The sequence below is a fragment of the Streptomyces sp. NPDC104202 genome (assembly GCF_055584185.1).
Genome location: NZ_JBVJMN010000006.1, coordinates 36,865 through 49,881, shown reverse-complemented (window position 1 = coordinate 49,881; position 13,017 = coordinate 36,865). Strand labels below are relative to the sequence as shown.

General features: G+C 75.8%; 10 protein-coding genes. 7 read left to right on the top strand and 3 right to left on the bottom strand.

From position 1 onward, the window contains the following. The first annotated feature begins 4 nt into the window (after positions 1–4). The 3 genes from ACZ60W_RS06145 (at position 5) to ACZ60W_RS06135 (ending at position 4,799) form a co-directional block, all read left to right on the top strand. Positions 5–2,770 carry an FHA domain-containing protein gene (locus tag ACZ60W_RS06145; protein ID WP_469754171.1) on the top strand — a complete coding sequence of 922 codons (2,766 nt, stop codon included), beginning with the start codon at positions 5–7 and terminating at the stop codon, positions 2,768–2,770. A 116-nt stretch (positions 2,771–2,886) separates the two neighbouring features. Next, positions 2,887–3,831 (top strand): hypothetical protein, encoded by a 945-nt coding sequence (locus tag ACZ60W_RS06140; protein ID WP_469754170.1) that lies wholly within the window; start codon positions 2,887–2,889, stop codon positions 3,829–3,831. Beyond that, entirely contained in the window at positions 3,828–4,799 is a 972-nt protein-coding gene (locus ACZ60W_RS06135; protein WP_469754169.1) for a serine/threonine-protein kinase, read from the top strand. The genes ACZ60W_RS06140 and ACZ60W_RS06135 overlap by 4 nt, the downstream gene beginning before the upstream one ends. 150 nt (positions 4,800–4,949) lie before the next feature. Here ACZ60W_RS06135 and ACZ60W_RS06130 read toward each other — a convergent pair whose 3' ends face one another. Beyond that, positions 4,950–6,287, bottom strand: coding sequence for a streptophobe family protein (locus ACZ60W_RS06130; RefSeq protein ID WP_469754168.1), 1,338 nt, complete (start codon positions 6,285–6,287; stop codon positions 4,950–4,952). Positions 6,288–6,469: 182 nt separating this feature from the next. Here ACZ60W_RS06130 and ACZ60W_RS06125 point away from each other — a divergent pair, with 182 nt between their 5' ends. Continuing rightward, positions 6,470–7,897, top strand: coding sequence for a DUF6777 domain-containing protein (locus ACZ60W_RS06125; RefSeq protein ID WP_469754167.1), 1,428 nt, complete (start codon positions 6,470–6,472; stop codon positions 7,895–7,897). 104 nt (positions 7,898–8,001) lie between these two features. Here the strand turns inward: ACZ60W_RS06125 and ACZ60W_RS06120 are convergent, their stop codons facing one another. Then, the gene (locus ACZ60W_RS06120; RefSeq protein WP_469754166.1) at positions 8,002–8,196 is read right to left on the bottom strand and encodes a hypothetical protein; all 195 of its coding nucleotides are present in this window, start codon (positions 8,194–8,196) and stop codon (positions 8,002–8,004) included. 110 nt (positions 8,197–8,306) lie between these two features. Here ACZ60W_RS06120 and yczR point away from each other — a divergent pair, with 110 nt between their 5' ends. Beyond that, positions 8,307–9,776, top strand: coding sequence for a MocR-like transcription factor YczR (gene yczR / locus ACZ60W_RS06115; protein WP_469754165.1), 1,470 nt, complete (start codon positions 8,307–8,309; stop codon positions 9,774–9,776). Between the two features lie 135 nt (positions 9,777–9,911). After that, positions 9,912–10,415 carry an FBP domain-containing protein gene (locus tag ACZ60W_RS06110; RefSeq protein ID WP_469754164.1) on the top strand — a complete coding sequence of 168 codons (504 nt, stop codon included), beginning with the start codon at positions 9,912–9,914 and terminating at the stop codon, positions 10,413–10,415. Between the two features lie 42 nt (positions 10,416–10,457). Here the strand turns inward: ACZ60W_RS06110 and ACZ60W_RS06105 are convergent, their stop codons facing one another. Beyond that, positions 10,458–11,639: an acyl-CoA dehydrogenase family protein gene (locus ACZ60W_RS06105; protein WP_469754163.1), complete on the bottom strand. Its 1,182-nt coding sequence runs from the start codon at positions 11,637–11,639 to the stop codon at positions 10,458–10,460. 161 nt (positions 11,640–11,800) lie between these two features. Here ACZ60W_RS06105 and ACZ60W_RS06100 point away from each other — a divergent pair, with 161 nt between their 5' ends. Beyond that, positions 11,801–12,976 (top strand): CaiB/BaiF CoA transferase family protein, encoded by a 1,176-nt coding sequence (locus ACZ60W_RS06100; protein WP_469754162.1) that lies wholly within the window; start codon positions 11,801–11,803, stop codon positions 12,974–12,976. Positions 12,977–13,017 lie beyond the last annotated feature (41 nt).

Here is a 13,017-nt window from a genome sequence, read left to right as displayed (position 1 = left end):
ACGCATGGGAGACCGGCCCGTCGCGCCCGCGGCGCCCGATCTGGTCCTCGAGATCGACGGGGACGCGACGCGCATGGATCCGAGGCGCGTCTATCGCATCGGGCGCGACCCCACCAGCGACGTCGTGCTCTCGGACGCCCGGTCGTCCTGGCACCACGCGGTGCTGCGCGCCGCGGGGGGCCACTGGACCCTGGCGGACGAGGACAGCACCAACGGCACCTACGCGGACGGCCTGCGGGTGCTCCTGCCCCAGGAGGTCGGCCCCGGCACGGTCGTGCGGTTCGGGCATCCCGACGAGGGCCCGCGCGCGGTGCTCTCGTCCGGTGCCCCGGCCGCCCCGCCGCCACCGGCGCCCGCCCCCGCGGCCGCCCCGCCCCCACCGGCGCCCCCGCCGGACCCGGCTCCCCCGCCGGACCCGGTCGTCTCCGCGCCGCTCCCGCCCCTCGCGGAACCGACGCCGCCGCCCGCGGCCGAGGCGCCCGCACCCGGCGGGCCCGAGCCCGCGGCACCCGGGCCGGTGCCGGTGGAGTCCACCGCACCGGTGGCCGAGATGCCGGCGCCCGCGCCTCCGATGGCCGGGGCGCCCGCCGCCGAGGCACCCGCCCCCGAGGCCCCGCCGCGCAGACCCGCGCCGGAGGCGGACCCCGGGCCGAAACCCGTCGGGGAACCCGCGCCCGCCCCCACCCCCCTTCCCGTCCCCCCGGCGGGAGGCCCGCCGCGGCCGCCCTCGGTCTCGCACCCCGCCGCCACCGGCACGTTCCGGCAGCCGACGTCCGTGCGGCCGCTGCCGACGCACAGCATCCGGATCGGCAGGGCGCCGGACAACGACGTCGTCGTCGCGGACCTGGTGGTGTCGCGGCGCCACGCGGAACTGCGGGCGCGCCCCGACGGCACGTACTGGATCCACGACCTGGGCAGCCACAACGGCACGTTCCTCAACGGCCGGCGGGTCCAGGAGGCGCGGGTGACGCCCGACGACATCGTGGGCGTCGGCCGGTGCGCGTTCTGCCTGATCGGCGGCCAGCTGGTCGAGTTCACGGACACCGGCGAGGTGTCGCTGGACGTCCGGTCGCTGGCGGTGACCGTGGACCACGGGCGCCGCACGCTGCTCGACGAGGTGTCGTTCCCCGTGGGCGAGAAGTGCCTGCTCGCGGTGGTCGGACCGTCCGGGGCCGGGAAGTCGACGCTCCTGGGCGCCCTCACCGGCCAGCGGCCGGCCGACCGCGGCACGGTGCTCTACGACGGCCGTGACCTGTACCGGGACTACGCCGAGCTGCGGCAGCGCATCGGGCTCGTCCCGCAGGACGACATCCTGCACCTCCAGCTCACCGTCCGCCGGGCCCTCGGGTACGCCGCCGAGCTGCGCTTCCCCGAGGACACGGTGGCGGCCGAGCGGCGGGCACGGGTGGACGAGGTGATCCGTGAGCTCGGTCTGGTCGAGCGCGCGGAGCAGCCGATCCACAGCCTGTCGGGCGGTCAGCGCAAGCGGGTGAGCGTGGCGCTCGAACTGCTCACCAAGCCGTCGCTGCTCTTCCTCGACGAACCGACCTCCGGTCTCGACCCGGGCATGGACCGCTCCGTGATGCACATGCTGCGCGGCCTCGCCGACGACGGGCGGACGGTCGTCGTGGTCACCCACAGCGTGCTCAGCCTGGACGTCTGCGACCGGCTGCTCGTGCTGGCGCCGGGCGGCCGGGTGGCCTACTACGGGCCTCCGGGGGACACCCTGGGCTTCTTCGGGTTCGAGCAGTGGCCGGAGGCGTTCGAGGCGTTCGAGAACGACAAGGACCGCGACTGGGCCGGCCAGTACCGGTCGTCCCGCTTCCAGCGCCGGTACATCACGGACGCGACCGCCGGCGCGAACGCCCCCGTGCCGGTCGCGGCCGCCGCCCCGGCCGCGGAACCCGGCACCGGGGAGCCCCCGCACGCCGCCGAGCCCGGTCCGCCGCCCAAGGCGCAGAGCTGGGGCTCGCAGCTGCGGACGCTCGTCCGGCGGTACGCGACGGCGCTCTCCGCCGACCGCACCTTCATCGCGATCATGGTCGCGCTGCCGTTCGTGATGGGCGCGATGGCCCGCGCCCTGTCCGAGGGCAGCCTGAACCCCGAGTCCACGCTCAACGTCTTCCTGATCCTCTGTGTCGGGGCGGTCCTGACGGGCGCGGCGAACGCCGTGCGCGAACTGGTCAAGGAGCGCTCGATCTACCGGCGCGAGAGAGCCGTCGGGCTGTCCCGCTCCGCGTACCTCGCCTCGAAGATCGTCGTCCTCGGCGTGATCACCGTCGTGCAGGCCGTCGTCCTGACCCTGGTGGCCCTCGTGGGCGTCCCGCTGAACGTCCCCGGCGGCAAGGGCGTCCTGATGCCGCCGCTGGTCGAGATCACGCTCGCGGTGGCGCTGCTCGCCTTCACCGCGATGATGCTCGGCCTGCTCGTGTCGGCGATCGTCCGCAAGGAGGAGGTGACGATGCCGCTGCTCGTCCTCCTCGCGATCGTGCAGGTGGTGTTCTGCGGCGCCCTCCTGACCGTCCGGGGCACGCCCGTCCTGGAGCAGCTGGCCTGGCTGGTGCCCTCACGGTGGGCGTTCGCCGCCATGGGGGCGACGATCGACATCGGGAAGGTCGCGCCGAGCGACAAGACCGACGACCCGCTGATGCACCACACGGCGGAGGCGTGGCTCTTCGACATGGGCATGCTGGTGGTGCTCTGCCTCGCCCTCGGGTTCGTCGTGGCCCGGCTGCTGCGCCGCCACGAGCCGGTCGTCATGCGGAAGTAGGCCGGGGGCGTCACCGTGGAGGTGAGGGCCGCGGTCCGTGCCGCGGCCGACGAGGACCGGTGGGCGTCCCGCGGCGGGAGAGGGCCCGTGCACCGTCCCGTAGCGCTGGAGGGTCCGTGAACTTCCCCCTGTCGGAGTACGTGCCGGACTTCCGGCCCACCCACGTCGTGCCGCGCGACGGGCTCGCCGCCTGGGAGGCGCCGGACCCGGGGCTGCCCACGTCGCCCCTGGACGCCTTCCTGCCGGTGCGGCTGGAGGAGCGGACCGGCGACTGGGGGCGGGTGCTGTGCTCCAACGGCTGGACGGCGTGGGTCGACGCCCGGCTGCTGGTCACCGTGCCCGACGACCCCCCGGCGGCGGGACGGCCGCTGACCCGGACCGCCGACCCGCGGCCGCTGATCGCGCGCGCCGAGGACGCGCTCGGCCGCTACCGGCGGGCCGCCGGGGAACTGGGCGCGGGGCGCCTCGACGGCGAGGGCTTCCGGCGGCGCACGCGCGGCCTGCGCGTGGGCATGGTCGTGGACGGCGAGTCGGTGTGGCTGTACGACGCGGAGCACGAGCGCTGGGTGTACTGCGACGGGCTCGGCCTCGCCACGTACGCCGCCTCGTCCGCGCCCTCGGTCGCCTCGCCGGTCTCCCCGCTCCCCCGCGCGGCCCCGGAACCCGCCGCGGACGACTCGCCGGCGGCGGCCGGGGAGCCCGCGGGCGCGGCCCCCGACGACGGCGCGGAGGCACGGCCCGGGCACGCGCCGGAGCGGGCCGACGCCGACGCCGGAGCGCGGCCCGCCGCGTACGAACCGACGCAGGTGGTGCCGCAGGCGGACGCGGCCGACGCCGCCGGGCCGACGCCGACCCGGGTGGTGCCGCCCGTCGACCCGGCCGGGGCCGCGGGGCCGCCGCCCACGCAGGTGGTGCCCCAGATCGACGCCGCGGAGGCCGCCGGACCTCCGCCCACCCAGGTGGTGCCCCGGGTGGAAACCGGTGACGCGGCCGGATCGCCGCCCGCGCCGACGCCGACACGGGTGGTCCGGCCCCCGGCGGCGGAGGACGAGGACCGATGACGGGCGACGCCGACCTGCCGGCGGGGCGGCCCTCGGGCCTCCTCGGCAAGGAGATCGCGGGCTACCGCGTGGAGGGCGAGATCGGGCGCGGCGGGATGGCCGTCGTGTACCGGGCGCGGGACCTGCGGCTCGACCGGACGGTGGCGCTGAAGCTGCTCGCCCCCGAGCTGGCCCGCAACGACACCTTCCGCAAGAGGTTCGCCCACGAGTCGCGGGTGGCCGCGTCCATCGACCACCCGCACATCGTGCCGGTCTTCGAGGCCGGCGAGACGGAGGGCGTGCTCTACATCGCGATGCGGTACGTGGCGGGGCAGGACCTGGTGGCGCTGCTCGACCGCGAGGGGCCCCTGCCGCCGGTGAAGGCGTGCCGGATCGCCGTACAGGTCGCGTCCGCCCTCGACGCGGCGCACGCGCACGACCTCGTCCACCGGGACGTGAAGCCCGGCAACATCCTGATCGCCGAGGGCACGGACGGCGACCACCCCGAGCACGTGTACCTGACCGACTTCGGCCTGACGAAGAAGTCGCTGTCGCTGACGGGGTTCACGACGGTGGGCGAGTTCGTCGGCACCCTGGACTACGTCGCGCCGGAGCAGATCTCCGGCAAGCCGGTGGACGGCCGCTGCGACGTGTACGGCCTGGCGTGCGTGGTGTTCGAGACCGTCGCCGGGGCGCCGCCCTTCCGCCGCGACACCGACTGGGCCGTGCTCTGGGCCCAGCAGTACGATCCTCCGCCGCCGCTGTCCGAGGTGCGCCCGGGGCTGCCGGAGGCGGCCGACGCGGTCTTCGCGAAGGCCCTGGCGAAGACCCCCGAGGAGCGGTACGGGACCTGTCTGGAGTTCGTCGCCGCGCTGCGGGCCGCCCTCACCACGGGCGGGACGGGTCCGGTGGTGTCCCAGGGCCCGCAGGCGCTCGGTCCGCCGCGGGACCCGCCCCCGTGGGCGCGGCCGGTGTTCCGGGAGCTGTGAGCCGTACGGCCGGACGTCGTCCGGCCGGAGGGCCGGGCACGGGGCCGTCCGGCCGGATCGCCGGGCACGGGGCCCTGGGGCGTACGGACGTCGCGCGCGGGCGCGGGCGGACGGCGCTGTCCCCCGGGCGTCCCCGGGGGGCGGGGCGGGTCAGGCCGGGGGCCGCGGTGCGGTCTCGACCTCGCCCTTCCGGCGGACGCGGCCGGCGAGGAGGCCGCCGAGGAAGCCGAAGACCAGGCCCCACAGCAGCGCGAGGCCGACGGTCTTCCAGATGTCGGGGCGCAGCACCACTTCCCCGCCGAGCGAGTCCAGTTCGCCGATCCCCAGGATCGAGAGGCCGAAGCGGGCCTCCACGAGGGTGAGGGGGGTGACGACCAGCATGGCCAGGGCGAAGGCGATCCCCAGGTGCAGGGAGTGCTGCCAGAGCCGGATGCGGGCCGGTGAGCGGACGGCGGCGAGGAAGGCGACGGCGAGCAGCACGACGGCGGCGATGGGCAGCAGCCACCACGCGCGCGCGTCCTGCTCGGCGAGCGAGGACAGGTCGACGGTCGAGAGGTCGGAGCCGTCGCCGCCGCTGCGCAGCACGGCGTCGAGGACCTGGGGCATGGGCAGCCCGAAGGGGCCTTCCACCCTGCCCTGCCACGAGCCGCCGATGCCGACGCCGAGCGCGAGCCAGGAGACGTTGGGCAGGCCGAGGAGGAGCACGGCGAGGGTCTCGGTCGCGTGGCCCCGGGTCGCGGCGACGACCACACCGACGACCAGGCCGATCACCACGTACGCGAGGAGCAGGACGAGCATCGCGAACGCGGCGGGGCGGACGGGCTCGTGGAAGCGGACGAACCGGGGCGGCAGCGGCGTCCTGCGGGAGACGAGCAGCGCGACGATCAGCACGCCGAGGATCCACAGCAGGCCGTAGAAGAGGGTGGGGCCGACGTCGGTGCGGAAGCCGACGGTGGGGTCGACCGCGTCGAGCAGTTCGCCGAAGAGGTCGGTGAGGGAGCTCTCCTCGTCGCCGCCGCCACCGAGCGTGATCGGGAAGTCGTGCCGCGCGAGGGCCGAGAGGCCGGCGAGGCCGACCAGCCAGAGCACGACGACGCTCGCCGCGCGGAGCAGGAGTTCGCGCGGGGCGGCCACGGCGTGGTGGCGCAGCGGGCGCAGGAAGCAGAAGCCGGTGACCAGTGCGCCCACCAGGGTGACGGTGAGGGGCATGGCGGTCAGGTCGGCCTGGGTGCCGGCCAGGGATCCGGCGTCACCGGAGAGTTCGACCGTGCCGCCGGCGGCCATCACGACGACGGCGGCGAGGACGGCGGTGAAGCCGCCCGGGAGGTCCGCGGCGCCGGCGGCCCAGAGGCCGAGTCCGGCGGTGACGGCCATGGCCGCGTACCCGGCGACCACGGCGGCCAGGGTCTGGAGGACGATGCGGGCGGCAGGGCCGGTGGACTCGGCGGGCCGCGCGGAGGTGGGGAGCCTGCTGCTCACCCTGACCACGCTAGTACCGGTGACGGCGGCCCGCTTGCGGACGGCGCGGGCCGGGTGCGGACCGGGGCCGGCCGCCCGGCCCGCGCCGCCGGGCCCCGGACCGGCGGCTCTCGCGCGGAGTGACGCCTCCGCTTGCGGGGGGCCCGGGGTCGGCGCACACAATGGGGCCGGAACGGAAGAAAGGGAAAAAAGTGACTTCCCACCCGCCGTCCGGCCCTCCGTCGGTCCCCCCCACAGGTCCCCCCTCCGGCCCCCTCTCGGGCCCGAGCACACGCCCCGGGACCGGCGGCGGCCCCCCGCCGCCGTCCGGCCCGCCGCACGGCGGCTCGGGCGGCGGCTCGGGCGGCAGCTCGGGCGGCGGTGGCGGCTCGGGCGGAGGCCCCGGCGGCGGTCCGGGCGGTGGTGGTCCGGGCGGTGGCGGCGGGAGCGGCGGCCCCCGGCCGGACGGCGGCAAGGGCCCCTGGTGGCGTTCCGTCCCGAAGGTCGCCTCGATCACCGCGATCCTCGTCGCGGCCGCCGCCCTGGCCGTCGTCCTCACCAACCGCCCCGGCGACGACAGCACCGCCGGCGGATCGGGCGGCGGGGAGGTCTTCCTCCAGAACGCCGCGGCGTCCGGCCCCGACCCCTTCACCCGCTCGACGGCCACCACCGGCGACAGCACCCCCTCGCCGGCCTCCCTGCCGCCGCGCACCGCGTCCACCACCCCCGAGGTCAAGGGGTCCACCCCCGGCCTCTACGGAGGCACGCAGTCGGTGGCGAGCTGCAACGTGGAGCAGCAGGTGCGCTACCTCTCCGAACAGCCCGCGAAGAACGCGGCCTTCGCCTCGGTCGCGGGCGTCTCCGCGGACGAGGTGCCCGCCTATCTGCGCTCCCTGACGCCGCTCCAGCTGCGGGTCGACACCCGGGTCACGAACCACGGCTTCCGCGACGGCTCCGCCACCTCGTACCAGTCGGTGCTCCAGGCCGGGACGGCCGTGATGGTCGACGGCCGCGGGGTGCCCCGGGTGCGCTGCGCCTGCGGCAATCCGCTGACGGATCCGGTGGCGCAGAAGTCGCCGAAGACGACGGGCACGCCGTGGCCGGGGTACAACGCGTCCCAGGTCGTCGTGGTGGCGCCGTCGGTCACGGTCGTGAACGTCTTCATCGTGTACGACGACGACGGCTGGTTCGCCCGGCAGCACGGCGACACGGGCAAGCACGACAAGCCCACGCCGCCGCCTCCGCCGCCGCAGACGGTCTCCCCGTCGACCTCGCCCTCGACGTCCAGTTCCTCGCCCTCGGACTCCCCGTCCTCGCCGGTGCCCTGCGTGACGGTCACGGGCACGGAGACGCCCACGCCCAGCAACGGGGTCACGCCGTCACCCTGCCCCTCGACGCTCACCCCGTCCGAGTCGACGTCCACCTCGCCACCCCCGTCGGACACGACGCCCTCGACCGACTCGCCCCCGCCGTCGGACGACTCGTCGAGTCCCGCCTCCGGGCCCGCGACGGACACCACGAGCCAGTCGGCCGACACGGGGACGGACCAGTCGTCCTCGTCGGCGGCGTCCTCCTCCGCGGTGTCGCCGCCGGCCGCGGCCGGCTCCTGGCCTCTCGCGGGCGCGGCGCCCGTCGCCTGACGCGCAGCCCCTGCCCCGCTCCGTACCCCCGCTCCGGTCTCCGCCGGAGCGGGGGTACGGGCGCTCCGGCGCCCGACACGCGCCTCAGCGCCCGGCGAGGCGGGTCACGTCTGTTCGCAGGCGGCCCTGACGACGGTCGGGGCGGGCCGGTGCCCGCCGGACGGGCGCCCCCCGAAGAACCGGCCGACGGCCGTCCGCAGCCCCCGGAGCCACGCACCGGCCGGCAGGGGCCGCGCCGCCCGCTCCTCCGCTCGCAGCTGCCACATCCGCTCGTCACGGTCGGTGAACGTTCCGGACATCGGTCGTCTCCTTCCCCTCGGGTCCTTCGTGGACGATGGCCACCAGGCCACTGAGCAGGAGTCTGTAGTCTTATTGGCCCGGACAGCAGAGCCAATGAGGAGTGATTGGCATGGCAGTGGCACGCGTGGTCCACACAGCGGACCGGACCCTGACAGGCCGCCAGCTGGCGTCGCTCCTCACCCCGCCCCCCGAGGGCCGCTTCGGCTACCGCGAGCTGGCGCGGGCCGTCCGCGAGGCGCTGCTCGACGGCCGGGTGGCGCTGCGCCTGCGCCTGCCGGCCGAACGGGAACTCGCGGCGGTGCTGGAGGTCAGCCGGACCACCGTGACCGGGGCGTACGACCTGCTCCGGGAGAGCGGATACGCGCACAGCCGCCGGGGCGCGGGCACCTGGACCGCGCTGCCCGACGGGCAGGCTCCGACCGCACTGGGCGCGTTCCACGACGAGACCGGCGCCACCATCGACCTGGCCCTCGCCGCGCCGCAGGCCCCCGAGCGGGAGCTGTCCGCCGCGCTGGCGGCCGCCGCCGCCGAACTGCCCCGCTACACCGGAGCGCAGGGCTACCACCCGTACGGGCTGCCCGTGCTCCGCGCCGCCGTCGCCGACCGCTACACGGCCCGGGGCCTGCCGACCCGCCCCGAGCAGATCCTCGTCACCACCGGGGCGCAGCAGGCGCTGTCGCTGGTGCTCACGCTGCTGGGCCGGGCCGGTGACCGGGTCCTCGCGGAGAACCCGTCGTACACCAACGCCCTGGACGCCATGCGCAACCGGATGCTGCGGGTGACGCCCGTGCCGGTGACCGAGAGCGGCTGGGACACCGGGCTCGTCGACGCGGCGCTCCGGCAGACCGCGCCGCGGCTGGCCTATCTGATCCCGGACTTCCACAACCCGACCGGCCGCCTCATGCCCCAGGAGCAGCGCCGGGAGGTGGCCCGGGCCGCGCGCGCCACCGGGACCTGGCTCGTGGTGGACGAGACGCTCACCGACATGGCGCTGGACGTCCCCGCCCCGGCGCCGTTCGCGTCGACGGCGGGCACGGGGGACGCCGAGCAGATCGTCACCGTCGGTTCGCTCAGCAAGAGCTGCTGGGGCGGGCTGCGCGTCGGCTGGGTGCGGGCCTCGGCGCGGGTCGTGACCGAGCTGGCCCGGGTGCGGATCACCGCCGACCTGTCCGGCTCCGTCCTGGACCAGCTGGTGGCCGTCGCCCTCATGGACCGGCTCGGCGAGATCCTCCCCCGGCGCGTCGAGGAACTGCGGCGGCGGCGCACCGCCCTGACCGAGGCGCTCGCCCGGCACGTGCCCGAGTGGCGCTGGACGGTGCCGCCCGGCGGGATGTGCCTGTGGATCGACCTGGGCCGCCCGGTGGCCTCCGCCCTCGCGTCGCGCGCCCTGCGGCACGGCGTGCGCGTGGAGGGCGGCGCCCGGTTCGGGGTGGATCCCGGGACGCACGAGCACCGGCTGCGCATCCCGTACACCCTGCCGGAGGACGTGTACGAGCCGGCGGCCGAGCGGCTGGCGGCGGCGCTCGACGGGGCACCGGGGCGGTTCGCCGACCCGGCCCTGCCGGACTGGGTGGCCTGAGCGCGGCCGTGCCGGACGGCCCGGGTCCGGGCGTCCGGCCGGGTGGCCCGCGTCCGGCGCCGGGCGGTGCCGGCGCCTCCGTACCGCCCGGAAATCAGGGTGCCCCCGGACGGTGGTCCGTGTACGGTCCACCGAGTGGAACCACTCACCGACAAACAGATCCGCTCGTCCTTCGTGAACTGCACCAAGGGCGAGGCGGCCCGTCTCAAGCTGCCGCTCGACTTCGCCGAACTCCCCTGGGAGGACCTGGACTTCCTCGGCTGGGTCGATCCGGGCGCCCCGCTCCGCGCGCACCTGGTGGTCCCCCGCGCCGAGGGCCCGCTCGGCGTCACGCTGCGGGTCCCGGCCGCCGGCCGGACCAGCGCCGTGAAGTCGAGCATGTGCCAGGTCTGCCTCACCGGCCACGCCTCCTCGGGCGTGACGCTCCTCGTGGCGCCGCTGGCGGGACCGCGGGGCCGCGAGGGGAACACGGTGGGCATCTACCTCTGTGCCGACCTGGCCTGCTCCCTGTACATCCGGGGCAAGCGGCAACCCAGGCTGCGCGGCCGCCGCCACGAGGAGTCGCTCACCCTCGACGAGCAGATCGCCCGCACGACGCGCCATCTCGACGCCTTCCTCGACCGGGTGACCGCAGGCTGACCGCGCGCCGTCGCCACCCGGCCGGAGCGGGTCGCCCGCGGGTCAGCGGAAGGCCTGCTCGCCGGTGAGCGCCTTGCCGATGACCAGGGAGTGGACCTCGCTCGTGCCCTCGTAGGTGAGCACCGACTCCAGGTTGTTGGCGTGGCGCAGCACCGGGTACTCCAGCGTGATGCCGTTGGCGCCCAGGATCGTGCGGCACTCGCGGGCGATCGCGATCGCCTCCCGCACGTTGTTGAGCTTGCCGACGCTGACCTGTTCGGCCGTGAGCGCGCCGGCGTCCTTCAGGCGGCCGAGGTGGAGGGCGAGCAGCATGCCCTTGCCGAGTTCGACGGACATGTCGGCGAGCTTCTGCTGCGTCAGCTGGTACGAGGCGAGGGAGCGGGCGAAGACGACCCGGTCGCGGGCGTAGGAGACCGCCGTCTCCAGGCAGTCGCGCGCGGCGCCGAGCGCGCCGAACACGATGCCGAAGCGGGCCTCGTTGAGGCAGCCGAGCGGGCCGGAGAGACCGCGGGCCCCGGGGAGCATCGCGTCCGCCGGCAGGCGCACGTCCTCCATCACCAGTTCGCTGGTGACGCTGGCCCGCAGCGACAGCTTCATCCTGATCTCGGGGGCGCTGAAGCCGGGGGTGCCGGCCGGGACGAGGAAGCCGCGGACGCCCTCCTCGGTCCGGGCCCAGACGACGGCGACGTCGGCCACGGACCCGTTGGTGATCCACATCTTGGTGCCGTTGAGGACCCAGTCGGAGCCGTCCCGCTTGGCGTTGGTCCGCATCGCGCCCGGGTCCGAGCCGGCGTCGGGTTCGGTGAGCCCGAAGCAGCCGATGTACTCGCCGGCCGCCATCTTCGGCAGCCACCGCTGCTTCTGCTCCTCCGAACCGTGCTTCCAGATCGCGTACATGGCGAGGGAGCCCTGCACCGACACGAGCGAGCGCAGTCCGGAGTCGACGGCCTCCAGCTCCATGCAGGCGAGGCCGTACGCCACGGAGTTGGTGCCCGCGCAGCCGTAGCCCTCCAGGTGCATGCCGAGGACGCCGATGCCGCCCAGGGTGCGGGCGAGTTCGCGGGCGGGGATCTCGCCCTTCTCGAACCAGCCGGCGACGTGCGGCCGCAGCTCGCGGTCGGCGACGGCGCGCACGGTGCGGCGGATCTCCCGCTCCTCGTCCGTCAGCAGTCCGTCGACGGCGAGCAGATCCAGCGGGTGGACGGGGGTGGACGGCGACTTCACGGACGGCCTCCTGGCGACTGCGGCAACTCGGCGAGGCGAAGCGTAGCGCCCGATCGGATATTGGATCCAGTATTGAAAACCGGCCGTCCCACCCCCTACGGTCCGAGGGATCCGACCGCCGGATCGACACGGCGTCACCAGGGAGAGCGAGGGAACGCCGCATGCGCGCAGACCAGCCGGGCACCGCGGAGGGCGGCGCCCTGTCCGGGATCGTCGTCGCCGACTTCGGGCGGGTGCTCGCCGGCCCGTACATGACGATGCTCCTCGCCGACCTGGGCGCGGACGTCGTCAAGATCGAACGGCCCGGCACCGGCGACGACACGCGCGCGTGGGGGCCGCCGTTCGCCGACGGCGAGGCGACGTACTTCCTCGGCGTCAACCGGAACAAGCGCTCCGTCGCCCTCGACCTGACCGACCCCGAGGACCTCGCGAAGGCCCGCGCCATCGTGGACCGCGCGGACGTCCTGGTGGAGAACTTCCGGCCCGGCACCATGGAGAAGCTCGGCCTCGGCTACGAGGACGTACGCCGGTCCAACCCCGGGCTCGTCTACTGCTCGGTGACCGGGTTCGGCACCGCCGAAGGGGCCCGGCTCCCCGGCTACGACCTGCTCGTCCAGGCGATGGGCGGTCTCATGAGCGTCACCGGCGAACCGGACGGCCCGGGCACCAAGGCGGGCGTCGCCCTCGTCGACGTCGTCACCGGACTCCACGCGGGCCTCGGCGTCCTGGCCGCGCTGCGCCACCGCGACCGCACCGGCCGGGGCCAGCGCGTCGAGGTCTCCCTGCTCTCCTCCCTCCTCTCCGCCCTGACCAACCAGGCGGCCGCCCACCTCGCCGCGGGGGTCGTGCCCCGCGCGATGGGGAACAGGCACCCGAGCATCGCGCCGTACGAGGTCTTCGACGCCCAGGACCGGCCGCTCGTCCTCGCCGTCGGCACCGACCGGCAGTTCCGCGCCCTGTGCGACCGGCTCGGCCGGCCCGAGCTCGCCGACGACCCGCGGTTCGCCGGCAACACGGCCCGGGTCGCCCACCGCGAGGAGCTCGTCGCCGCCCTGGCCGCGCCGCTCGCCACCCGTGGCGCCGACGCCTGGTTCGAGGAGCTCACCGCCGCCGGCGTCCCCTGCGGTCCCATCAACGACCTCGCCGCCGCCTTCGACCTCGCCGACCGCCTCGGACTCGCCCCGCGGGTGCCCGAGGAGGCCGTCGGCCCCGGCCAGGTCGCCCACCCGATCCGGCTCGGCGCCACCCCGCCGTCGTACCGCTCCGCTCCCCCGCGCCTCGGCGAGCACACCGACGACCTGACAGCCGGCCCGGGACGGCCCGCCCCCACGCCGTGATCCGTAGGAAGATGGTCGCCACCGGCGGCGTGCCCCGCCGG

Excerpts from the sequence above, each read along its gene's own strand:
- ACZ60W_RS06100 (WP_469754162.1), top strand. The coding sequence starts at position 11,801 with ATGCGCGCAGACCAGCCGGGCACCGCGGAGGGCGGCGCCCTGTCCGGG.
- yczR (WP_469754165.1), top strand. The coding sequence starts at position 8,307 with ATGGCAGTGGCACGCGTGGTCCACACAGCGGACCGGACCCTGACAGGC.
- ACZ60W_RS06120 (WP_469754166.1), bottom strand. The coding sequence starts at position 8,196 with ATGTCCGGAACGTTCACCGACCGTGACGAGCGGATGTGGCAGCTGCGA.
- ACZ60W_RS06135 (WP_469754169.1), top strand. The coding sequence starts at position 3,828 with ATGACGGGCGACGCCGACCTGCCGGCGGGGCGGCCCTCGGGCCTCCTC.
- ACZ60W_RS06145 (WP_469754171.1), top strand. The coding sequence starts at position 5 with ATGGGAGACCGGCCCGTCGCGCCCGCGGCGCCCGATCTGGTCCTCGAG.